Origin of the sequence: Komagataeibacter melaceti, assembly GCF_003403295.1 — a bacterium.
In the GTDB taxonomy this organism is placed as follows: Bacteria; Pseudomonadota; Alphaproteobacteria; order Acetobacterales; family Acetobacteraceae; genus Komagataeibacter; species Komagataeibacter melaceti.
Window position 1 is genome coordinate 66,062 of record NZ_QUWV01000041.1, and the last position, 23,165, is coordinate 89,226.

Annotated in this window: 21 protein-coding genes; 12 read left to right on the top strand and 9 right to left on the bottom strand. The window is 63.7% G+C overall.

All coding sequences use genetic code 11. The annotated features are described in order from the left end of the window. Positions 1 to 247: 247 nt before the first annotated feature. The 5 genes from DY926_RS05535 (at position 248) to DY926_RS05555 (ending at position 8,773) form a co-directional block, all read left to right on the top strand. Positions 248 to 1,726 carry a mannitol dehydrogenase family protein gene (locus tag DY926_RS05535; protein WP_116702448.1) on the top strand — a complete coding sequence of 493 codons (1,479 nt, stop codon included), beginning with the start codon at positions 248 to 250 and terminating at the stop codon, positions 1,724 to 1,726. A gap of 141 nt (positions 1,727 to 1,867) precedes the next feature. Next, a complete protein-coding gene (locus tag DY926_RS05540; protein WP_116702449.1) occupies positions 1,868 to 4,255 on the top strand; it encodes a glucose/quinate/shikimate family membrane-bound PQQ-dependent dehydrogenase in 2,388 nt (795 codons plus the stop codon). Between the two features lie 380 nt (positions 4,256 to 4,635). Beyond that, positions 4,636 to 5,964 carry a c-type cytochrome gene (locus tag DY926_RS05545; RefSeq protein ID WP_116702450.1) on the top strand — a complete coding sequence of 443 codons (1,329 nt, stop codon included), beginning with the start codon at positions 4,636 to 4,638 and terminating at the stop codon, positions 5,962 to 5,964. A 21-nt stretch (positions 5,965 to 5,985) separates the two neighbouring features. Further along, positions 5,986 to 6,459, top strand: a complete 474-nt coding sequence (locus DY926_RS05550; protein ID WP_116702451.1) for a (2Fe-2S)-binding protein — start codon at positions 5,986 to 5,988, stop codon at positions 6,457 to 6,459. Further along, positions 6,452 to 8,773, top strand: coding sequence for a xanthine dehydrogenase family protein molybdopterin-binding subunit (locus tag DY926_RS05555; protein ID WP_116702452.1), 2,322 nt, complete (start codon positions 6,452 to 6,454; stop codon positions 8,771 to 8,773). The genes DY926_RS05550 and DY926_RS05555 overlap by 8 nt, the downstream gene beginning before the upstream one ends. 74 nt (positions 8,774 to 8,847) lie before the next feature. On the opposite strand, the gene DY926_RS05560 is transcribed toward DY926_RS05555, so the two are convergent. Further along, on the bottom strand, positions 8,848 to 9,333 hold the full coding sequence (locus DY926_RS05560) for a DUF3429 domain-containing protein (protein WP_116702453.1): 486 nt from the start codon (positions 9,331 to 9,333) through the stop codon (positions 8,848 to 8,850). A 140-nt stretch (positions 9,334 to 9,473) separates the two neighbouring features. Between DY926_RS05560 and eno the strand changes: the two genes are divergently transcribed. Together eno and DY926_RS05570 are read left to right on the top strand one after the other, a co-directional pair. Then, on the top strand, positions 9,474 to 10,754 hold the full coding sequence (gene eno / locus DY926_RS05565; RefSeq protein ID WP_116702499.1) for a phosphopyruvate hydratase: 1,281 nt from the start codon (positions 9,474 to 9,476) through the stop codon (positions 10,752 to 10,754). Positions 10,755 to 10,825: 71 nt separating this feature from the next. Then, a complete protein-coding gene (locus tag DY926_RS05570) occupies positions 10,826 to 11,155 on the top strand; it encodes an FtsB family cell division protein (RefSeq protein WP_116702500.1) in 330 nt (109 codons plus the stop codon). An 82-nt stretch (positions 11,156 to 11,237) separates the two neighbouring features. Here DY926_RS05570 and rpmG read toward each other — a convergent pair whose 3' ends face one another. After that, positions 11,238 to 11,405: a 50S ribosomal protein L33 gene (gene rpmG, locus DY926_RS05575; protein WP_025813389.1), complete on the bottom strand. Its 168-nt coding sequence runs from the start codon at positions 11,403 to 11,405 to the stop codon at positions 11,238 to 11,240. A 158-nt stretch (positions 11,406 to 11,563) separates the two neighbouring features. Between rpmG and DY926_RS05580 the strand changes: the two genes are divergently transcribed. Together DY926_RS05580 and lexA are read left to right on the top strand one after the other, a co-directional pair. Continuing rightward, on the top strand, positions 11,564 to 12,772 hold the full coding sequence (locus DY926_RS05580) for a molybdopterin molybdotransferase MoeA (protein ID WP_116702454.1): 1,209 nt from the start codon (positions 11,564 to 11,566) through the stop codon (positions 12,770 to 12,772). 117 nt (positions 12,773 to 12,889) lie between these two features. After that, positions 12,890 to 13,567: a transcriptional repressor LexA gene (gene lexA / locus DY926_RS05585; RefSeq protein WP_116702455.1), complete on the top strand. Its 678-nt coding sequence runs from the start codon at positions 12,890 to 12,892 to the stop codon at positions 13,565 to 13,567. A 2-nt stretch (positions 13,568 to 13,569) separates the two neighbouring features. On the opposite strand, the gene bioD is transcribed toward lexA, so the two are convergent. The 3 genes from bioD to DY926_RS05600 are packed head-to-tail and all read right to left on the bottom strand — an operon-like array spanning position 13,570 to position 16,825. Beyond that, positions 13,570 to 14,976, bottom strand: a complete 1,407-nt coding sequence (bioD, locus tag DY926_RS05590) for a dethiobiotin synthase (RefSeq protein WP_116702456.1) — start codon at positions 14,974 to 14,976, stop codon at positions 13,570 to 13,572. After that, the gene (locus DY926_RS05595; RefSeq protein WP_186336091.1) at positions 14,973 to 15,632 is read right to left on the bottom strand and encodes an alpha/beta fold hydrolase; all 660 of its coding nucleotides are present in this window, start codon (positions 15,630 to 15,632) and stop codon (positions 14,973 to 14,975) included. Before DY926_RS05595 ends, bioD begins: the two co-directional genes overlap by 4 nt. 2 nt (positions 15,633 to 15,634) lie before the next feature. Then, positions 15,635 to 16,825: an aminotransferase class I/II-fold pyridoxal phosphate-dependent enzyme gene (locus DY926_RS05600; protein ID WP_116702458.1), complete on the bottom strand. Its 1,191-nt coding sequence runs from the start codon at positions 16,823 to 16,825 to the stop codon at positions 15,635 to 15,637. A 61-nt stretch (positions 16,826 to 16,886) separates the two neighbouring features. Here DY926_RS05600 and DY926_RS05605 point away from each other — a divergent pair, with 61 nt between their 5' ends. Together DY926_RS05605 and DY926_RS05610 are read left to right on the top strand one after the other, a co-directional pair. Next, entirely contained in the window at positions 16,887 to 18,173 is a 1,287-nt protein-coding gene (locus DY926_RS05605; protein ID WP_116702459.1) for an adenosylmethionine--8-amino-7-oxononanoate transaminase, read from the top strand. A gap of 33 nt (positions 18,174 to 18,206) precedes the next feature. After that, entirely contained in the window at positions 18,207 to 18,464 is a 258-nt protein-coding gene (locus DY926_RS05610; RefSeq protein ID WP_116702460.1) for a hypothetical protein, read from the top strand. Between the two features lie 102 nt (positions 18,465 to 18,566). Here DY926_RS05610 and DY926_RS05615 read toward each other — a convergent pair whose 3' ends face one another. Next, positions 18,567 to 19,121, bottom strand: a complete 555-nt coding sequence (locus tag DY926_RS05615) for a DUF4167 domain-containing protein (RefSeq protein WP_241503076.1) — start codon at positions 19,119 to 19,121, stop codon at positions 18,567 to 18,569. Positions 19,122 to 19,401: 280 nt separating this feature from the next. Continuing rightward, positions 19,402 to 20,265 (bottom strand): peptide chain release factor N(5)-glutamine methyltransferase, encoded by an 864-nt coding sequence (gene prmC / locus DY926_RS05620; RefSeq protein WP_116702462.1) that lies wholly within the window; start codon positions 20,263 to 20,265, stop codon positions 19,402 to 19,404. Positions 20,266 to 20,296: 31 nt separating this feature from the next. On the opposite strand from prmC, the gene DY926_RS05625 reads away from it, so the two are divergent. After that, positions 20,297 to 20,761 (top strand): hypothetical protein, encoded by a 465-nt coding sequence (locus tag DY926_RS05625; RefSeq protein ID WP_116702501.1) that lies wholly within the window; start codon positions 20,297 to 20,299, stop codon positions 20,759 to 20,761. Positions 20,762 to 20,779: 18 nt separating this feature from the next. On the opposite strand, the gene prfA is transcribed toward DY926_RS05625, so the two are convergent. Beyond that, a complete protein-coding gene (gene prfA / locus DY926_RS05630; RefSeq protein WP_116702463.1) occupies positions 20,780 to 21,841 on the bottom strand; it encodes a peptide chain release factor 1 in 1,062 nt (353 codons plus the stop codon). 2 nt (positions 21,842 to 21,843) lie between these two features. Next, entirely contained in the window at positions 21,844 to 23,100 is a 1,257-nt protein-coding gene (hisS, locus tag DY926_RS05635; protein WP_116702464.1) for a histidine--tRNA ligase, read from the bottom strand. Between the last annotated feature and the right edge of the window lie 65 nt (positions 23,101 to 23,165).

Sequence of the window (23,165 nt, forward strand, 5' to 3'; positions counted from 1 at the left end):
GACAGATACGACCGGGAAACGCCCCATGCCGTCATTTCAGAACCGGCACACCGGACATGCAACGGTGGAAACGGTTCATAGGGCAGTTTTTTGTATTAGAAAACCGAATGGCGCTCATACGGATGGCGGGCCTGTCATTTTTGGCCCAGCGCCGAGGCAGGCTTGCGGCAGGGACGTGCCTTTCACGGGTTGTGCCGGTGTATGTTTGTGATTACGCGTCAGGAAATACTTTCCATGGAAATTGGTCATGACCGCAATCAATAATACGACCCTGCGCCACCTGCCCCCTGATATTTTGGTGCCTGCCTATGAGCGTGGCAAGGTCACGCCCGGTATCGCACATATCAGCGTGGGCAATTTCCACCGGGCCCACCAGGCGGTGTACATGGATCGCGTGCTGGCGCGTCCGGGCCAGTCGGACTGGGGGCTGCTGGGCATCGGCCTTATGGAAAACGATGCCGAAGCCACCAAGGCCCGTGACATGGCGGCGCAGGACTGCCTGTATTCGGTGACCGAATGCGCGCCGGACGCGCCCAACGTGGTGCGCGTGATCGGCTCGATCACCGAATATATGTACGCCCCTGCCGACCGTGCCGCCACCATCGCGCGGCTGGCCGACCCGGCAATCCGCATTGTCAGCATGACCGTGACCGAGGGCGGTTATTACGTGGATGAAAACGGGGTCTTTCCCATTGATCATCCCGTCATCGCCGAGGATCTGAAGCGCGATGTCCCCCACACCGTGTTCGGTCTCGTGACCGAGGCCCTGCGCAGGCGGCGTGAGAGTGGTGCCGGTCCCTTTACGGTCCTGTCATGCGACAACCTGCCCCAGAACGGCCATGTGGCGCGCACAGCGTTCCTGACCTGGGCGCGCGCGCGTGACGCGGGCCTTGCGCAGTGGATCGAGGAAAACGTCACCTTCCCCTGCACCATGGTTGACCGCATCACGCCCGCCGTTCACCCCGATGATGTCCGCCGCCTTGATGCGGAAAGCGGGCTGGATGACCGCATCCCCGTCTTCTGCGAGGATTTCATCCAGTGGGTGGTGGAGGATAAATTCTGCGCCGGACGCCCGGAACTCGACGCCGTGGGCGTGCAGTTCACCGATAACGTCCAGCCCTATGAGGCGGTGAAGCTGCACATGCTCAATGCATCCCACTCGCTGCTGGGGCTGTCGGGCGTGCTGTCGGGCTACCGTATTGTCAGTGAGATCATGGCGGACCTGAACGAGGTCACGCTGGTGGAGCAGTATCTGGGCCTTGATGCGGAACCGCTGCTGGTGGCCCCGCCGGGCATGGCGCTGCCCGAATATGGCCGCCGCCTGCTGCACCGCTTCCGTAACCGGGCGATTAGCGACCAGTTGCTGCGCATTGCATCGGACAGTACGTCAAAGCTGCCCATGTTCATCAAGAGCACGGCCATGGGCGTGCTGGCGCATGACCGCCCTGCGGTGCGCATCGCCTTTGTGGTGGCCTGTTATGCGGAATACCTGCGCGGGCATGATGATCAGGGGCAGGCTTACACGATTGTCGAACCTCACCTGACGGATGAGGACCGCAAGAACGCGGCCTCGCCCCGTCTGGAAGACGCACTGGAGATGAGCGCCTTCGCCGGGTGGGAACTGCAGGACAACCCCGGATTTGTCGCGACTTACGTCCGTCTGCGCCAGTCCATCCGTGACCGGGGCACGCGCGCGACGCTGGCGCAGGTCATAGCGGGTTCGTAACAGGTCTGTCGGGCGCGTGGTCCGCCCGACCCTACGATAATTTACACGCTTTATTCATAAACATGGGGTTGACCTGACTGCATCTCGCACGTTCATTCATAGAAGAATGTTTGGAACGTATTTCTGTAATCAGGAAAACTTATGAATAGCCTCATACGCTCGGCCCCCCTTCTCGCTGCGGCCATAGCCGTCTGCGCCCTGTCAGGTCTCTACCTGCTGGGTGGCGGGCTGTGGCTGTGCCTGATTGGCGGATCTTTCTATTACGCGGTTGCAGGTGCCCTGCTGCTGGTCACGGCGTTCATGCTGGCGCGACGCCAGGCGGCGGCGCTGACGGTCTATGCGGTACTCCTGCTGGGCACGATGGTCTGGGCCGTGCATGAGGCCGGGCTGGACTTCTGGGCGCTGGCGCCGCGTGGCGACATTCTCGTACCCATCGGCATCGTGCTTGCACTGCCGTGGGTCACGCGCCACCTGCAGTCGGCGGGAATGGGCGCGCGTGTGCCGCTGCTGGGGGCGATTGCCGCCGCCGTTGTCGTGGTCGGTCTGGCCATGACGCGCGACCCGCAGGATATTGCTGGCAGCCTGCCGCCCGTGGCGCAGAACGCGCCCACGCCGGGTGATGCGGGGCAGATGCCCGATGATGACTGGCAGGCCTATGGCCGCACCCAGTTCGGGGATCGTTTCTCCCCGCTCCGGCAGATCAACGCCAGCAATGTCAGCAAGCTGAAGGTGGCATGGACCTTCCGCACCGGCGACCTGCGCGGTCCGAACGATCCCGGGGAAATCACTGATGAGGTCACGCCCATCAAGATCCGCGATACGCTCTACCTGTGCTCGCCCCACCAGATCCTGTTCGCACTGGATGCGAAGACGGGCAAGCAGCGGTGGAAATTCGATCCGAAGCTGGAATACAACCCGACCTTCCAGCACATGACCTGCCGTGGCGTTTCCTATCATGAGACGAAGCCGGGCGCGCTGACGATGGATGGCACCCCTGCCCCGACCGAGTGCGCGCAGCGTATCCTGCTGCCCACCAATGACGGCCGCCTGTTCGCGCTGGATGCCCAGAGTGGCGAACGCTGCGCCGCCTTTGGCCAGAACGGCGTGGTGGACCTGAAGGAAGGCATGACGGTCCGCACCGCGGGCTTCTATGAACCTACATCCCCGCCGGTGGTGACCGATACGACCGTGGTCGTGTCCGGCGCCGTGACCGACAACTATTCCACGCATGAGCCGTCCGGCGTCACGCGCGGGTTCGATGTCTATACCGGCGCGCTGAAATGGGCGTTCGACCCCGGCAATCCCGACCCGAACGAGATGCCGTCCGAACACCACAGCTTCGTACCCAATTCGCCCAATTCCTGGATCACGGCCTCCTATGATGCGAAGCTGGATCTGGTTTACATCCCCATGGGCGTGCAGACGCCTGATATCTGGGGTGGCAACCGGAATGCTGATTCCGAACGCTACGCCAGCTCCATCGTGGCGCTAAACGCCACGACCGGCAAACTGGCCTGGAGCTACCAGACCGTGCACCATGACCTGTGGGACATGGACATTCCGGCCCAGCCCAGCCTGGTCGATATCCGCAACGCGGCGGGTGAGGTCATTCCCACGCTGTATGCCCCGGCCAAGACCGGCAACATCTTCGTGCTTGACCGCCGCAACGGCCAGCTTGTCGTGCCCGCACCCGAGCGCCCCGTGCCGCAGGGGGCTGCGCCCGGCGATCATCTGTCGCCCACGCAGCCTTTCTCCGACCTTACGTTCCGCCCCAAGAAGAACCTGACCGATGCGGATATGTGGGGTGGCACGATGTATGACCAGCTCATCTGCCGCATCATGTTCCACCGCCTGCGTTACGAGGGCACGTTCACGCCGCCTTCGCTGCAGGGCACGCTCGTGTTCCCCGGCAACCTTGGCATGTTTGAATGGGGCGGCCTAGCCGTGGACCCCGAGCGCCAGATCGCGATTGCCAACCCCATCGCCCTGCCGTTCGTATCGCGCCTGATCCCGCGCGGCCCGAACAATCCGGCCACACCGGACAAGTCCCTGCCCTCGGGCAGCGAGAGTGGCGTGCAGCCGCAGTTCGGCACGCCCTATGGCGTGGACCTGCATCCGTTCCTCTCGCCGTTCGGCCTGCCGTGCAAGCAGCCCGCGTGGGGGTACATGTCGGGTATCGACCTGCGCACCAACAAGATCGTATGGCAGCACCGTAACGGCACCATCCGTGACAGCGCGCCGCTGCCCATGCCCATCAAGATGGGTGTGCCCAGCCTTGGCGGTCCGCTGACCACGGCGGGTGGCGTCGCGTTCCTGACCTCGACGCTGGATTATTACATCCGCGCCTATGACGTGACGACCGGGCGTGAACTGTGGCAGGACCGCCTGCCCGCCGGTGGCCAGTCCACCCCCATGACCTATGCGGTGGATGGCAAGCAGTTCATCGTGACCGCAGATGGTGGCCATGGCTCGTTCGGCACCAAGCTGGGTGACTACATCGTGGCCTACAGCCTGCCGGACCAGAACTGAACCGGCCAGCCGGGGAAGGTTTTTTCCTTCCCCGGCTTGACAATATCGTTAATGTCTATATTTATCCGTATATAGATGTGGTTGTGATATCAGGCGTATTTAACGCAGCTATTCAAGGTTTTGCGGCCTTTCGCAGGCATTAAGTGCAAAACCGAATAAGTCTTATCATAGACTTCACCTTACGCGCGCCCGAACGGCTTGATTAGGAACACAGTAATACTGAGTTTCCGCCGTAGCGCCGATGTTCCCGACTTGCGGCAGTTCCGGTGCTTCGCGGGCAGTGCAACGATGTACTGCCCGCTGTGTTTCCTGTCATACAGGACCGGAACGGGGCGGATTATACGGGGTGATATGATGACTTTCACAACCGCGAGAACATCGTGATTAAACGTATTGCAACAGCGATTGTGGGGATCGGTGTCGCCGGTGGCGTCGGGTTCCTGGCCTATGCGTGGTATCCGGCAATAGCGCCGATTGCACCGCCGCCGCCCTCCAGCTTCACGGCGGCCCAGATCGAGCATGGGCGCGTGCTGGCCGCTGGCGGCTACTGCGCCGAATGTCATACCCGCACGGATGGCAAGCGCGGTATCGAACTGGCTGGTGACTACAAGATGGACACGCCCTTTGGCGCCATCTTCTCCTCCAACATCACGCCTGACCCGGAAACGGGGATCGGCCGCTGGTCGGAAGCCGCCTTCCGCCGCGCCATGCGCAAGGGCGTGTCACGTGACGGCACGCATCTTTTCCCGGCCTTCCCGTTCGATCACTTCACGCACATGACGGATCAGGACATCAATGATGTCTATGCCTTCCTCATGACGCGTGAGCCCATCCATTCGGTCAAGCGTGAAAACACGGTCGGCTTCCCGTTCAACATCCGCCTCGAACAGGCGGGCTGGAAACTGCTGTTCCTGCATGAAGGGGAACTGAAGTACGACCAGTCGCATGATGCCGAATGGAACCGGGGTGCCTACCTGGCCGAAGGGCTGAGCCATTGCTCCGCCTGCCATACCCCACGTAACGCCATGGGCGCCGAAAAATCCAGCGCCCCGTATGATGGCGCGGCTGTTGACAACTGGATCGCCCCGCCGCTCAACGCGCACAACCCGACTCCCGAGGTCTGGACCGAGGACGAGTTCTTTAAGTACCTGCGCTATGGCTCCGCCCCGCTGCATGGCAGCGCGGCCGGCCCGATGTCGCCCGTGGTGCACGGTGGCCTGAGCGAGATGCCTGAATCCGACGTGCATGCCATCGCGCATTACCTGGCCGATATCGACCACGCCTCCAGCCGTGTCAGCCAGGATCCCAAGGCCATTGCATGGGCCATGGATGCATCCATGAAGGATCTGGTCGGGCCGCAGACCAACCCCAATGCGCGGCTTTACGCCGGGGCCTGCGCCGCCTGCCACGCCAATGCGGGACCGCAGCCGGTTGAAGGCCGCCCCGAACTGGCCCTGAACAATGCGCTGTGGCTGGATGAGCCGACCAACCTGTATCAGGTCATCCTGCGCGGCATCGGCACGACAGAAGGTATTTCCACAGTTTCCATGCCCAGTTTCTACCATTCCCTGTCCGATGCGGATCTGGCCCGCCTCGCGGCCTACCTGCGCGCCACGCGCACGACCCTGCCGCCGTGGACCGATCTGGAAAAGAAGGCGGCCGAGGTGCGCAAGACCCTGCCCGCCCCGCCTGTCGCGTCGTCCCATTGAGCTGAAAGACGGAGCTAGAACATGACGACCTTTCGCCTCAATGGACGCGACGTAACCGTTGACGTACCGGCTGATACCCCCCTGCTGTGGGTCATTCGCGATGAAGTGGGACTGACCGGAACGAAGTTCGGCTGTGGCATCGGCATGTGCGGTGCCTGCACCGTGCATATCGGTGGCCGGGCCACGCGCTCGTGTGTCACACCCGTCAGCGCCGCCGAGGGTGCCGACATCACCACCATCGAAGGGATCGACCCGGAGGGCAACCACCCGGTCCAGCAGGCATGGCGTGATCTGCAGGTGCCGCAGTGCGGTTACTGCCAGTCCGGCCAGATCATGCAGGCCATCAGCCTGCTGAAGGATTACCCCTCTCCCACGGATGAGGAAATTGATGCCGTCATGGCGGGCAGCCTGTGCCGTTGCATGACCTATGTCCGCATTCGGGAGGCCATCAAGAAGGCCGCTGCCAACGCACGCGGAGATGCATCAAATGGGTAGATTGAACCGCTTCCGACTGGGTAAGGACGGACGCCGCGAGCAGGCCAGCCTGTCCCGTCGTGGTTTCCTTGTCACCTCGCTGGGCGCGGGGGTCATGTTCGGCTTCGCGCGTCCGGCTTCCGCCAACCAGATTTTCCCGATCGAGGCCGCGCTGCCCGGAGATGGCGCGTTCGAGCCGACCATCTGGTGCGGCATCGCCCCGGATGGGGAGATCACGGTCAACATCATCCGCGCGGAAATGGGCCAGCATATCGGCACCGCCCTCGCCCGGATCATTGCTGACGAGATGGAAGCCGACTGGAGCAAGGTCCGCATCAACTATGTCGATACCGACCCCAAATGGGGCCTGATGGTCACCGGCGGAAGCTGGTCGGTATGGATGACGTGGGACATCTTCCGCCAGGCTGGCGCGGCGACGCGCACGGCACTGGTTGAGGAAGCGGCCCGCCTGCTGGGCACCACGCCCGACAGGTGCACGGTCAGCAACAGCATTGTCAGTGCTGGCAACAAGCAGATCAGCTTTGGTGACATCGTGGCCAAGGGGCATCCGTCCCATACCTTCACGCCCGATGAAATGGCCAAGCTGCCGCTCAAGCCCGCAAGCGAGCGCAGGCTGATCGGCAATGCCGAACTCAAGGCGCTGGACATTCCGGCCAAGACCAACGGCACGGCCATCTATGGCATCGACGCCAAGGTGGAGGGCATGCTGTATGCCCGCCCCAAGATGCCGCCCACCCGCTACGGGTCAAAGGTCCGTTCGGTTGATGATACGGAAGCCCGCAAGATCAAGGGATATGTCCGTTACCTGCTGATCGAGGACCCGTCCGAGACGGTGCAGGGCTGGGTCGTGGTGCTGGCCAGCAGCTACAGCGCCGCCATCCGCGCGGCGGATGCGCTGAAAGTGGACTGGACCCCCGGCGAGACCGCGCATGTGTCCGAACGCGACATTCAGGACCGTGGCCGCGCGCTGATCAACAACCGCGAAGGCGGCGTCTATATCTTCAATGATGATGGCGTGGATCAGGCGTTCTCCAGCGCGCATACGGTCATGGACCAGGAATATACCTGTGCGTCCGTGCTGCATTACCAGCTTGAGCCGACCAATGCCCTCGCCTTTGAAAAGGATGGTGTTTACGAAATCCATGCCGGCAATCAGTGGCAGAGCCTGATCCTGCCCACGCTGGCCAAGGCGCTGGATGTGCCGGAATCCAAGGTCATCCTGCGCAGCTACCTGCTGGGTGGTGGTTTTGGCCGCCGCCTGAACGGGGACTACATGATCCCTGCCGCCCTTGCGTCCAAGGCGCTGGGGGGCAAGCCGGTCAAGCTGATCCTGACCCGTTCGGATGACATGCAGTTCGATTCCTTCCGCTCCCCGTCGGTCCAGCGTGTCCGCATGGCGTTTGACGGCAGCGACCGGATCACCGCCATGGATTATCAGGCGGCTGCCGGGTGGCCGACTGGCGTGATGGCCGCGGCCTTCATGGAAAAGGGCGTGGATGACAAGCCCTATGACCAGTTCGCCATCGCGGGTGGTGACCATTGGTACGAGGTCGGTTCCTTCCGCGTGCGCGCGCTGCGCAACGATCTGGCGGAAAAGACCTTCCGTCCCGGCTGGCTGCGCTCGGTCAGTCCCGGCTGGACCAGCTGGGGTGTGGAATGCTTCCTTGATGAAGTTGCCCATCGCCAGAAGAAGGACCCGGCCCAGTTCCGTCTGGAACTGCTGACGGCACAGGGCCGTAACAAGGGGCAGGCCCCGGATTCCGTGGGCGGTGCGCTGCGTCAGGCTGCTGTCGTGCGTCGGCTCATGGAAAAGGTGAACTGGGGCAAGGCCACCCTGCCCAAGGACACCGCGCTGGGGCTGGCCACTACGGCGGGTCAGGAACGCGGCATGCCGACATGGATCGCCTGCTGTGCGCAGGTCCATGTTGACCGCAAGACCGGCGTGGTACGGTGCGAGAAGCTGACCATTGTGGTCGATGCCGGGACAGTTGTGGACCCCGACGGGGCGAAGGCCCAGACGGAGGGCGCGGCGCTGTGGGGGCTGAGCATGGTTCTGTTTGAAAATACGGAAATCGTGAACGGCCTGCCGGTTGATCGCAACCTGAACACCTACACGCCGCTGCGCATTGCCGACACGCCGGAAATGGACATCGAGTTCCTGCCCAGCACCGAAAAGCCGATGGGCCTTGGTGAGCCGGGAACGACGGTGGTTGGCCCCGCGATTGGCAACGCCATCTTCAACGCGGTGGGCGTGCGCCTGCGGCACATGCCGGTGCGCCCGGCGGATGTGCTGCGCGCGCTCCAGAACAGCTAGGCACACCTGAGCTGAACGAAAAAAACCCGGCATGCCAGTCATGCCGGGTTTTTTATTGCGTGGGATATGGCGGGTCAGTGCCCCGGGCGCATGCCCAGGCAGGCCGCGAGGATGGCCAGAAAACAGACCTCGGCCAGGCAGATGACGAACCACTGCAATGTCATGTAGCCGCGTGGCATCGCGCCGCGCTTCCACGCCATGCGCTCGGCCACGGCGGTGGCACCAAAGCCCACGATCAGGATCAACAGCCCCGCCAGTTCATGCACGGTGGCCGCGCACAGGCCCACCCAGCCGATAAAGGCCGGTACGCCGCCAAGGCTCAGGCGCATGTTGGTCAGGCGGCCAAGCCCCCCGGCGGGGATGATGTCGGGCCGTTCCAGCGCCAGCCCCCAGTGCACCGCCCCCAGAAAGGACAGCATGACCGCGCCATACCCCACTGCCGCCGTAAGCAGGCGTGGGGTGTATTGCGGTGTCAGGAACACGATCGCGCATGTACAGCCGATCAGCGGCAGGAGGCTGGCCAGCGCGGTTACGATGGCCAGCAGTGGCAGGCGTTTCAAGGCGGGACTCTCCTGTTGCCAAGGTCGGGAAGTTCATAGCGCACTCTGGCATGATACGCGGCATCTGTTATCGTGGGACAGGATGTGCATGCGGTGGTATGCCTTATCCCCATAATGTCAAATCTGAGGAAACAGATATCATGAGCGCCATTATCGACATCATCGCCCGTGAAATACTGGACAGCCGTGGCAATCCGACCGTTGAGGTGGATGTGGAGCTGGCGTCTGGCGCGAAAGGCCGCGCGGCGGTTCCCTCTGGCGCGTCCACGGGCGCGCATGAAGCGGTGGAACTGCGTGATGGCGACCCCCGGCGCTTTGGCGGCAAGGGCGTGCTCAAGGCCGCAAGCCATGTCGAACATGAGATCCTGGAAGCACTGCAGGGCGTGGAATCCACCGATCAGGTCGCGATTGACGAGGCGATGATCGATCTGGATGGTACCCCCAACAAGTCCCGCCTTGGCGCAAACGCGATTCTGGGCGTGTCGCTGGCGGTGGCGAAGGCCTCGGCGCAGGAACTGCAGACCCCGCTTTACCGCTATGTTGGCGGTGTCTATGCCCGCACCCTGCCCGTGCCGATGATGAACATCATCAATGGCGGCGAGCATGCCGACAATCCCATCGACATACAGGAATTCATGATCCAGCCCGTCGGCGCGCCCACGGTCACGGATGCGATCCGCATGGGGTCGGAAATCTTCGCCCAGCTCAAGAAAAGCCTGTCAGGTGCCGGTTACAACACCAATGTGGGTGACGAAGGCGGTTTTGCCCCGGCCCTCAAATCGGCTGACGATGCGCTTGGCTTCATGATGCGCGCGGTCGAGGCTGCTGGCTACAAGCCCGGCGATGACGTGACCTTCGCGCTCGATTGCGCCGCGACCGAGTTCTACAAGGACGGCCGTTATGAGCTCAAGGGCGAAGGCCGCACGCTCGATGCCGCGGGTATGATCGCCTATCTGGCCGACCTTGCCGCGCGTTACCCCATCGTCTCGATCGAGGATGGCCTTGCCGAGGATGACTGGGAAGGCTGGGCCGAACTGACCACCAATCTTGGCGGCAAGCTGCAGCTGGTGGGTGACGACCTGTTCGTGACCAACCCCGACCGCCTGCGCCGTGGCATCGAGGCGGGTGTCGCGAACTCGCTGCTAGTCAAGGTCAACCAGATCGGCACGCTGAGCGAGACGCTGGAAGCCGTGCAGATGGCCCAGCACGCCGGTTACACGGCCGTGATGAGCCACCGCTCGGGTGAGACAGAAGACAGCACCATCGCCGATCTGGCGGTGGCGACGAACTGCGGGCAGATCAAGACCGGCTCGCTCTCGCGCTCGGACCGCACCGCAAAATACAACCAGCTCATCCGCATTGAAAACGAGCTGGCCACGGCCGCCCGCTATGCCGGGCGCACCATCCTGAAACATGGGTGATGCAACCCCGGCCGGGCGGGCTGGTCCCGTCCGGCCGGGATGATGGCGGTGCGAGACAGGGACAGGATGATATGCGATTTGGCAGGTTTGTAAGGCATGTGGTGCGGGCGACTTTGCCCCCTGCCCTGTTTATCGGGCTTACGGCCTATTTTGGCTGGAACGTCATGCGCGGTGAGCATGGGCTGCACAGCTACGCCGCCCAGCTACACCTGATGGACGAAGCCCGCTCCGCGCAGAAGGACGCGCAGGCGGAGCAGGATGTATGGCTGCGCCGCGTGCGGGGCCTGAAGGAAGGCGCGCTGGATCTCGACCTGCTGGATGAACGCGCGCGCACCATGCAGAACCTTGCGCGGCAGGACGAGATTGTCGTGCCCTATGCCGAGCATGACCATCTTTACTGATCCTGTCCCGCGCCCGTGCGCACATACGAAAAAACCCCGGTCGTTTCCGCCGGGGTTTTTTCGTATCCGCCAGGGCGGAAAATTATTTGATCTTCGCTTCGCGGAAGGTCACGTGCTTGCGCGCGACGGGATCGTACTTGCGCATTTCCATCTTGCCGGTCTGGGCACGGGCGTTCTTCTTGGTGACATAGAAGTAGCCGGTATCCGCCGTGGAAACGAGCTTGATCTGAATGGTGTTGGTCTTGGCCATGATATCCTCAGCACTGCTCCGCCGCTGCTGGAACATTCAGGTGCGGCAGTGGTTCAAGTTGGCGGAAAATGCGCATACACAAGGCCTAGGTCAAGCACCCAGTTCCATTTTTCTGCTTAAATTCGTCCAGAACGGGTAAAAAAGGAGTGCATTGCACGATGTTGAGTGTCTCGGAAGCGCGTGAGCGGATACTCGAAGGGGTCTCCCCCCTCCCTGCGGAGGTCGTGGCCCTGACCGATGCCTGCGGCCGTGTCACCACCGTGCCGGTCGTTGCACGGTTGTCCAATCCGCCAGCCGATGTCTCGTCCATGGATGGCTATGCCGTGCGCGCGGCCGACCTTTCGGCGGATGGGGTTACGCTGACCTGCATTGCCGAATCCCCTGCGGGGCACCCTGCCGATGTTACGGTCGGCCCGGGCCAGTGCGCGCGCATATTTACCGGCAGCGTCATGCCTGCCGGTGCCGATGCCGTGCTGATACAGGAAAACGCGCAGGCACAGGGCACGCGCATAACCACAGGCCATGTGCTGGCGGCGGGAACCTATGTGCGCCGCATGGGGCAGGACTTCATGGCGGGGAAAGAGGTCATTCCCGCAGGCCACAGGCTGAGCGCGCGTGATATCGGCCTTGCGGCGGCTGCCAACCATGCGTGGTTGCAGGTGGCGCGTCGCCCCCGCGTGGCCATTGCGGCGACGGGTGATGAACTGCTCCTGCCCGGCAGCGCGGTCGGGCCGGGACAGATCGCCAATTCCAGCACGCCCATGCTGGCGGCCCTGCTGCGCACGGCCGGGGCCGAGCCGGTGGTGCTGCCCGTGCTGCGTGACAGCATGGCCGACCTTGCCACGCTGGAGCGGATGGTGGACGGCGTGGACATGCTCATCACCACCGGCGGCGCGAGCGTGGGCAGCCATGACCTTGTGCGGCGGGGTCTGGAACAGGTCGGGCTGAAGACCGATTTCTGGAAAATCGCCATCCGTCCGGGTCGTCCGCTCATGTTCGGCCATCTGGGCCGCCTGCCGTTTATCGGCCTGCCCGGCAACCCGGTCGCGGCCTTTGTCTGCACGCTGGTGTTCATTCTTCCGGCCCTGCGGCGGATGGCGGGGCTTGCCACGCCTGTCGAACCGCCTGTTCAGGCCATACTGGGCACGGACCTGCGTGCGAATGACGCGCGCATGGACTTCCTGCGCGCCAGCCTGGACCATGATGCGCAGGGGCGTCTGGTGGCGACCCCGTTCGCGGTGCAGGATTCGGCCATGCTGCATGTGCTGGCCCAGAGCCAGGCGCTGGTGATGCGCGCGCCCCACGCGCCAGCGGCCCGCGCGGGGGATGCATGTGACATCATCCGGCTGGACCAGACTGGCGCATAGGCGCTAATGCCGGTTGACGTGGCGTATGGAACCAATATAGAACATGCGCATAGGTTTTTGATTTGTTCCAGCGCATTTCAGGGTCTGGAAACCGCCCACGGCAAAAGGACATGTGGCATGCTTACAAAAAAACAGCATGAGCTTTTGCTGTTTATCGACGGGCATCTGCGCAGGACGGGATTTTCCCCCTCCTTCGATGAGATGAAGGACGCGCTGGGCCTGCGCTCGAAGTCGGGTATCCACCGGCTCATCTCCGCGCTGGAGGAACGTGGTTTCCTCCACCGCAGGCACCACCGCGCCCGTGCGCTGGAAATCCTGCGCCTGCCCGATATCGAGCCACCGCCCCAGCGCCGCCCCGCCGATTCGCCGCAGACACCTGCCGAGACCCCATCCGCCGCGATACTGGCCAGCATGGTCGAACTGCCCTTCGTGGGCCGTATCGCCGCCGGTGCGCCGATCGAGGCGATCAATACCACCACGGCCCATATCACCGTCCCGGCGGATATGCTGGGCAAGGCTGGCAGCCATTACGCGCTGGAGGTCAGCGGGGATTCGATGGAGGAAGCTGGGATACTGGATGGTGATACGGTCATCATCCGTGACCAGAAACAGGCTGCGAATGGCCAGATCGTGGTTGCCCTGATCGACGGGCAGGAGGTCACGCTCAAGCGCCTGCGCCATGATGGCGATGACATTGCGCTGATCCCGGCCAACAGCCGCTATGAGACGCGCGTCCTGCCCGCACGCCGGGTCAGCATACAGGGCACGCTGGCCGGGCTGCTCCGGCGTTACTGAACCTATGGCTGTGGTCCGCTAACATCGCTCCATGATGGCAGGCGGGCCGCCAGTGTGGCCACGGCGTCCGGCCCCATGGGGGTGACGGGCGGGAACTCGGCCAGGATACGCACCCGGCCATGGCGCTCGATGGCGGCGCGGCCGATGGGTTCGGGGGGACCGTTAAGGATGACCCCCCTCACATGCAGGCCCCGCGCCCGTAATGCCGCAAGGCTGAGCAGGGTGTGGTTGATGGTGCCAAGCTGGCTGCGGGCCACCAGCACCACAGGCAGTGCCAGACGGACCATCAGGTCAATCATAAGATAATCCGGGGCAATGGGCACGAACACGCCCCCTGCCCCTTCAACCACCAGTGGGCCATGCGTGGCGTCATGGTGCGGCAGGGCCAGACTGTCCGGGTCGATCCGGGCATGGGCGTGGCGGGCCGCGTCCTCGGGCGAGAGGGACGCCCCGAAAGTGGCCGCCGGTGGATAGATGCGCAGGTTTTCACGACCGGCCAGATGGCGCAGCGTGCTGCTGTCGGACGGGGCATCGTCCGTGCCGCTCTGCAGCGGTTTCCAGTAAGCAGCATTCCATGCATGCACCAGTGCGGCGGCGCTGACGGTCTTGCCGACATCGGTGTCCGTGCCGGTTACAAACACGCCGGGCCACTGGTTGCTGCGGAACAGGCCATAGGCCACGTGATAGGAAACGACCATTGGCCCCGCCTGCTCCGCTGCCGCCAGCACGCGGCGCAACTGCCCGGCCGAGGCCGGGAGCCGGTCGGTATGGTTTGCGCCTATGGTGCGCAATTCACGCAGGAAATGCAGTGGGGAGGCCGGGACATCCACAATCTCCGCCTCATGCCACAGGCCCGCACCACAGGCTGGCCATTCACCCTGAAGGGTGTCCAGCGTGGGGTAGTCAGGCATGGGGCACGGCACGCCTGCATGTGCATAGGCGGTGCGCCATTGCCGGAAGCTGTCGGCGCCAAGGGTTGCGAACGCCATCTGCCCGCCCGGCGCAAGCAGGGACGCCAGAAGGTGCAGGGTATGCGCGCGCTGGCCGAACCACTGCATGGCCAGGCTGGAGCAGATCAGGTCGAACGGTCCCGTCAGGTTCGGCGCTTCGGCGTCCATATGGTGCAGGGTAAGTCTGCTGTCATCGGGCATCCGGTGCGCAAGGCGTTCGAGCATGCGCGGCGCGATGTCGGTGGCGGTGATATGGGCGTTGGGGAACAGGCGGCGCAGCTCACGGGTCAGGAACCCGGTGCCGCAGCCTGTTTCCAGAATGCGCAGTGGGGCGTCAGGCGCATGGCAGGCTGCGATGCGGCGCGCCAGTTCGCTCGCGGCAATGCGCTGGACACGGGCGGCCTGCTCATAATCCTGTGCCGCGTCAAAACTGGCGGCAATGCGGTCCTTGCGCGTCATGGTGCGGTGATCCGTTGGTTCATGGTCCTGATGATATGTGCGCAGGCTTCGGGCTGGGTGAGTGGCAGCAGGTGCCCGCCTTCCATCCACTCCGTCGGCGTTTTTTCACCTGCCGGAAAGCAGGCCTGTGTCAGCGCGGGGGGAGCGATGGCGTCCTGCGTCCCGGCAATGGCCTGTATGGGGCATTTCGCCGCGGTCAGGTCATGGGTGCAATCCATGTCCATGAGTGCGCGCAGGCCGGTTTCCAGTCGCGCACTGTCAATATGGGCCGGAAGTGGCGATTCAATGCCCGCACGCTGGCGGAAACTGTGCAACAGCCCCACAGGCTCACGCAGCAGGCCAAGGCGCATGCGCTCGATCACCCGGCGGGGAATTCCATCGGGAAAGCCCGGTGCGGCCCCGAACCGGCTGAACCCGTTGATCAGGACCAGCCCCCGGCACAGCGGGCCATGATGGCGCAGGAGCCATAACGCCCCAAGGGAGTGCCCGACCCCGATATAGGGCTGGTCAGGCAGGGCCATGTCCGGCTGATCGCTGAAAAAGCCGAAATCGAGCGCCCGCGTGGGACATGACCCGAGGGCCGCGCGTGTGGCCTGCCAGAATGTGTGCTCAAAGGCCCATCCGTGCACGAAGGCAACGGGCAATGTGAGGGCCATGGTCACGAACACGCCCGCAGGGCGGCGGGAATGGTGCTGGCAAGCTGGTCGATCATGGCGTCGGTATGCGCGGCACTTAGTGCAAGGCGGATGCGGCTGGCGTTGGGCGGCACGGTCGGGGGGCGGATGGCTGTGGCGAGGATGCCGTGTTCTTCAAGATGTGCGGCAAAAGCCAGGGCGCGCGTGGCCTCACCCATCATGACCGGGATGATCTGGGTGGTCGAGGGACCGGGTGAAAGACCGCATGCGCGCAGCACGTCGCGTATATGCTCCGCATTGCGGGTCAGTCGCGCACGTTCGGCATCAAGTGCTGGCAGCAGTTCAAGGGCCGCGTCCATCGCGCCCAGCACGGCTGGCGGGGGCGCTGTGGTGAACACGAATCCCGAACAGGCGTTGACCAGCCAGTCACACAGCGCCTGCGACCCGGCAACGAACGCCCCGAAACCACCCAGCGCCTTGCTGAACGTGCCCATGACAAGGTCAATGTCATGCCCCGCGCACAGGCCGCGCCCCTGTGGCCCCAATACGCCAGTGGCATGGGCTTCATCCACATAGGTAAAGGCACCATGCTGGCGGGCAATGGCGCTGAGCCTGCCGATGTCGGTGCGGTCGCCATCCATGCTGAACACGCTTTCCGTCACGATCACGCGCATGCCCGCATCGTCCGCGTGCCGCAAAAGCAGGTCGTCCAGATGGTCAAGGTCGTTATGGCGGAAACGGATCTGGCGCACACCCGCCGCCATGCAGCCCTGGTGCAGGCTGGCGTGGTTCAGCCGGTCGGTAAAGACAAGGGGGGGCGCACCCTGTGCTGCGGCAAGCCTGAGCAGTGCCGCCAGAACTGACGCATTGGCCTGCCAGCCACTGGCCAGCAGCAGGGCGGCCTCGGCCCCCTTGAAGGTGGCCAGCCGTTTTTCCACGGCCATGTGCCGGGCACTTGTGCCCGTTACAAGGCGGGACGCGCCCGCGCCGGTACCTGCCTCCTCCAGCCACTGGGCCGCGCGGGCGGCAAGGGCGGGATGGTGGGACAGGCCCAGATAGTCATTGGATGAGAAATTGACCAGTTCCCGCCCATCGCGCACAACAATGGCCGCCCCCATGGGGCGCACAGGGCGCAGCACGCGCCGGGTATGGCGCTGCGCCATCTCGTGCAGCGCGGTCTGGAAAATCGGATCGAAACGGGCCATGAAGCGCATTCTCCTGCCGGAGCATGCTGCCCCGGTCAATCCCGCCAACGCAATATGACGGAGACAGCCCATGTGTGGACCGGACTGGCTGGAACAGGGCATGAACCATGTCTGGCTGCCCTATACCCAGATGCGCACCACCCTGCCCCCCCTGCCCGCCATGGGCACGCGGGGCTGCACCATTACCCTGGCAGACGGGAGGGAACTGGTGGATGGCATCGCCTCGTGGTGGACGGCGTGCCATGGTTATAACCACCCGCATATCCGCGCGGCGGTGGCGACACAGCTTGAGCGCATGCCCCATGTCATGTTTGGCGGGCTGGTCAATGAACCGGCGCTGACACTGGCCACAAGGCTGGCCAGCATGCTGCCCGGCGATCTGGAGCGGGTGTTTTTTACCGATTCCGGTTCCGTCGCGGTCGAGGTCGCGATGAAAATGGCCATCCAGTACTGGCTCAACCGTGGCCGGACGGGGCGGACACGGCTGGTTGCCTTCCGGGGTGGCTACCACGGCGATACGATGGCCACCATGGCCGTGTGCGACCCGGAGGAAGGCATGCACAGCCTGTACCAGGGCGCGCTACCGGAACATTTCATCGCGGACCTGCCAGTCGATGAGACCAGCACGCAGGCGCTCGATGCCCTGCTGCGCCAGTCGGGTGACAGTATTGCCGCCATTATTGTCGAACCACTGGTACAGGGCGCAGGCGGGATGCTGTTCCATGCGCCCGAGGTGCTGCGCAGGCTGCGCGAACTTGCGGACCGGCACGGCGTGCTACTGATACTTGATGAGATTTTTACGGGGTTTGGCCGCACCGGCACCCTGTTCGCATGCGAACAGGCGGGGATCGTGCCCGATATCATCACCCTGTCAAAGGCCCTGACCGGGGGCACCATGGCGCTGGCGGCAACGGTCGCGCGCCGCCATGTATTCGAGGCCTTCCTGTCCGACAATCCGCTGCATGCCCTGATGCATGGCCCGACCTTCATGGCCAATGCCCTTGCCTGCGCCAGCGCCAATGCATCGCTTGACCTGTTTGCGAGTGAACCCCGTCTGGAACAGGTCGGTCGCATAAGCGAACAGATGCGCGCCGAACTCGAATCCTGTCGTGGCCTGCCCCATGTGGTGGATGTGCGTGTAATGGGGGCGATTGGCGTGGTGGAACTTGAACGCATAGGCGATATGAATGCACTCAAAAGCGCGCTGATCGCACAGGGTGTGTGGGTACGACCGTTCCGGAATATCGTGTATCTGACCCCGGCCTTTACAATAACGCCCGCTGAACTGACGCGGCTGACCACGGCCATTCATACGGTCCTGTCACAATCCGCGCCTGATACGGCGCATCGGTGCTAGGCCATTGGGGACGGAACTGGTATAGAAAGCAACATGACTTTCTTTCAGCATCGATCCTGGCGCATGACCAATCATGACAGCAAGCGACAGATCGTGCTGAAAATCCTGTCGGATGGAAAAGCGCGGTCGGTCAGGGAAATAGGTGACCTGTTTCCCGAACTGGGCACCTATCACGCCCGTCTCGCCCTGCAGGCGCTGCGTAACCAGGGGCTGGTTACCGTGGAAGACGCGCCCGATGCCCGTGACGGGCGTGCGCGCAAGGTCTGGCGACTGGTTGACGACCGGGGCTGAAACAGTCCCAATAGTCTTTACAGGCCCGGTTTTTCTTCAGGCATGTATCCATGTAATCCGTAATGGTCCCGCGTCGGTAGCCGCAGCGGGACCAGCCGTGAATCAGGACGGCGAGGATTCCAGTTCTTCGTTATTCTTTTCAACCGGGGGCTTGGTCCGGCGGCGCGGCATGCGGGGCGGGCGCGGCGCGGGTGCGGCGGCTGCGGGTTCCGGTGCTTCGGCCACGCTGGGCTGGGGGGCCGTTTCCGGCGGTTCGGCTGCCGGCTGCTGCTGGGCGGCGGGCTGTTCCGGTGTTTCTTCCGGTGTGGTGTCGGTGTTCTGGCGGTTATCGGCCGGGCGGGACTGCTGCTGGCGCGGGGCCATGCGTTCCTGACGTTCCTGCTGGCTCTGCTGTGCCGCCTGGGTCATGGCGTTCAGTATGCGGAAGTAATGTTCGGCATGCTGGAAGTAGGCTTCCGCCATGACACGATCACCAGTGCTGCTGGCATCGCGACCAAGCTGGAGATATTTTTCAAACAGTTGCTGCGCTGTGCCGCGTACACGCAGGTCAGGCCCATTACTGTCAAAGACATGGTTGCGGTTCAACGGGATCTGGCCATTATTATGGCGTACGCTTCCGCCATTGCTGCCGCCCGAACGATGGTGACGGCCTCGCATGCGTTTCATGTTCATAAGCTGTCGCAGCACTTTCCTGTTGCCGGTCGCCGGCGCTGCCCTGGACCGTGGGGCGGTCTGCCCGTCCCGTCTGTTGCATATTGATGGCCCGGTGCAACACCGGACGCGGATCCCTGAACCATGGCGGAACCAACATGGTTCATCTTGCCAGTTTTTTTATTTTGCAATCGGGATCGATCGCGCGGGAGTGGAGTGGCCGTTAATCTGCCTTCCGTCTTCCCTGCACGCCTGCAATATAACCCGCACGGTTCTTTCTGCCAAATTATTTTTTTACGACCAGCGCGCGTCCTATCCCCCCCAGATCGGGGCGGATTTCCGTCACCTCCAGCCCGGCCGCGCGCATGATGGCGGATACATCCTCCCCCTGCCCTATGCCCAGTTCCAGCACCGCGATTCCACCCGGGGCAAACAGGCCGGGCAGCGCGTTCCCCAGCGCACGATAGGCGACAAGCCCATCCTCGCCCCCATCCAGCGCGCGGGCGGGTTCGTGCTCCACGACATCGGGCATGAGTCCGGCCAGGTCCTCATGCGGGATGTAGGGCGGGTTGCTCAGCACAAGGTCAAATGGTCCCGTCACGGCATCGGCCCAGTTGCAGCAGACCGTAGTACAGCGCGCGCCCAGCCCGTTGCGGGTGGCGTTGCGTGCGGCAAGGGCTGCGGCCTGTGGCGCAAGGTCGGTCCCGATTGCCGATGCCCGGGGATATTCCGCCAGCACCGCCAGCATCAGGCACCCCGTGCCGGTGCCGATATCAAGCACGCGCAGCGGTGCATTGCGGTCGGGCAGATGGTCCAGCACCGCCTCGACCAGTGTTTCACTATCGCCGCGCGGGATCAGGGTATGGCGGGAGACTTCAAGGTCGAGCGTCCAGAAACCGGCCTGTCCGGTAATATAGGCCATTGGTTCATGGCGCAGGCGGCGTGCCAGAATATGGTCAAGGGTTTCAGCGGCGGCAGCGGGCAGCGTGTCGATACGTAGCAGGCCGGCCAGATCGGTCCGTGCCGCATGGGCGGCCAATAGCCGGGCCTCGCGTTGCGGGGCTTCGATGCCCGCTTCACGCAACCGGGTTGTGGCGGCAAGCAGGGCCTGGCGCAAATTTGTGGGCGCGGGTGTCGTGACATCTTTCATCGTGGCCACTTTCCCTTCATATCTTGGAATCATGCAAACGCCCGCCCTCTCATCCCGCCTTGTACGAACCGTCGCCATGACCCTGCTGTGCATGGGGATCGGCATGCCCGCCTTCGCCGGTTCCTTCGATGTGGAAGACGGGTGCAGTCCTGACGAGGTTTCGGAAGTATCGCGGCTGTATGTGGATGAACAGCTTGTCGCGACATTCCGCCTCGACCAGGAACATGCCACCCAGACCGCCCATGTCGAGACCCCGATGGGACGGACAACCCACAGCTACGCCCTGTGTGGTGAAATCACCATCCGCCGCCCGGAGGGAAAGGTCGAGATCCACCAGGTCAGTGGCGAAGGCGTGCTGCATGAACCCGACGGGCACCATCTGGTGGCGCTGGGTGCGCGCAACTTCACCCAGTTCTACCTTGCCGACCCGGATGACCCGGAGGTGGCGGAACGTCATCCCGGCCCCAGTTCGCTCTGTGCGCCACCCACATCATAAGGGCGGTGTGCCGGTGTTCTAGCCGTCATCCGCCGCCAGCAGCGCGGCCTGTTCTTCCTGTGTCAGCGCATCGACGAACTCATCAAGTTCGCCCGCCATGACCCGGTCAATCTTGTACAGCGTCAGGCCGATACGGTGGTCGGTCACCCGGCCCTGCGGGAAGTTGTAGGTGCGGATGCGTTCGGAGCGGTCGCCCGTGCCAACCTGCGCGCGGCGGTCGGCGGCGCGGCTTTCATGGGCGGCGGCGCGGTTGCGCTCATACAGGCGCGCACGCAGGATCTTCATGGCCTTGGCACGGTTCTTGTGCTGGCTCTTTTCTTCCTGCATCGCCACCACGATGTTGGTGGGCAGATGGGTGATGCGCACGGCACTTTCGGTCTTGTTGACGTGCTGCCCCCCTGCCCCTGATGCCCGATAGACATCAATGCGCAGGTCGGTCTCGTTCACCTCCACATCCACTTCTTCCGCTTCGGGCAGGACCGCCACGGTTACGGTGGAGGTATGGATGCGGCCCTGGCTTTCGGTCGCGGGCACGCGCTGCACACGATGCACGCCGGATTCATATTTCAGCCGTGCGAACACGCCACGCCCGGTAATGCTGGCAATCCCCTCGCGCAGGCCACCCAGTTCCGACTGGTCATATTCCAGTATTTCAAACCGCCAGCCACGCTGGTCGGCATAGCGCTGGTAGGCGCCAAACAGTTCAGCCGCAAACAGGCCCGCCTCGTCGCCCCCGGCGGCGGGGCGGATTTCAAGTATGGCGCTGCGTTCATCCGCTTCGTCACGCGGCAGCATGGCAAGGCGGATGTCGTGGCGCAGGGTCGGGATGCGGGTGCGCAGCGTATCCAGTTCAGCCTGCGCGAGTTCACGCATTTCGGGGTCTTCGAGCATCTGGCTGGCGTCATGTTCCGCCTGCTCGGCCTCCCGCAGTGCGCCCACGCGGGCCACGATCGGCTCGAGTTCCGCATACTCGCGTGAGGCCTGGCTGAAGTCGGCCCCTGACAGCCCTTCCGCCAGAAGGGCCTGAAGTTCCTCGCAACGGGCGACGATGCGGTCAAGGCGGTCGTCAAACTTTGCCACGTTCAGGCTCTCTCGGGTGTTCCGGCCAGAAGGAAGGCGGCAATGTCCTCCATCCGCACCTCGGTCTGCTGCCCGCTGTCCAGATTTTTGACCTGCGCCACGCCACGGGCGATCTCGTCGCTGCCGATCACGATGGCATGGGTGGCGTTCATGCGGTTGGCGCGTTCCATGCGGCGCTTCATGTTGCCGCGATAGGAGGTCTCTGCCCGGATGTCCGCCGCGCGCAGGGCCTGCAGCACGGTAATGCTGGCGGCCTGCGCCTCATCCCCCATTGGCACGACGGCAACGGGGCGTGGCTCCGGCGGGGCTGATTCCAGCAGCATGGACAGGCGTTCAATGCCCCCGGCCCAGCCGATCGCGGGGGTTTTCGGCCCGCCCATTTCAGCCACGAGGCCGTCATACCGCCCCCCGGCCAGCACCGTGCCCTGCGCGCCAAGGCGGCTGGTCACGAATTCAAAGGCAGTATGCCCGTAATAGTCCAGCCCCCGCACGATGCGCGGGTTTTCCCGAAAGCGCACGCCCATCAGGTCGAGCGTGCGGCGCAGCCCGTCCCAGAACGCCAAGGCGTCAGGTGTCAGGTACTGCGCGATCATGGGGGCGTCGGCCACCAGTGCGCGGTCCTTTTCATCCTTGCTGTCAAGGATGCGCAGGGGGTTGCGCTCCAGCCGTGACTGGCTATCGGCCGACAGGTCGGCGCGGTGCGCGCTGAAATAGGCAATGAGCGCGCTGCGCCACGCATCGCGGCTGGCCGCGTCGCCCAGCGTGTTGAGTTCGAGAACGGTCTCGCCCTCAATTCCCAGCGCGCGCAGCACATCGCGGCCCATGGCGATCACTTCGGCATCGGCCAGAGGTTCTGCGGCCCCCAGCAGTTCCGCGCCAATCTGGTGGAACTGGCGGTAACGCCCCTTCTGCGGGCGTTCGTAGCGGAACATGGGGCCTGCGTAGAAGACCTTCTGCGGCAGGGACTGGGTCAGCCCGTTGGTGACCAGCGCCCGGCAGATGGCGGCCGTGCCCTCGGGGCGGAGGGTCAGGGATTCGCCGCCCCGGTCCTCGAAGGTGTACATTTCCTTGGAAACGACATCGGACGTATCGCCCAGTGAGCGTGAAAAGACCCGTGTATCTTCAAAAACCGGGGTGGACCATTCATCAAACCCATACAGGCTGACAACACGGCGCGCCGTTTCCACAACATGGGCAAAACGCCGGCGATCCTCACCGATCAGGTCATGGGTGCCACGAACGGGCTGAATACTGCTCACTACGCGAAATTCCTGCACTGGGTCCGGCCTGCCTTACCGGCAGGCCGGTAGATGGCGCGCCTTCA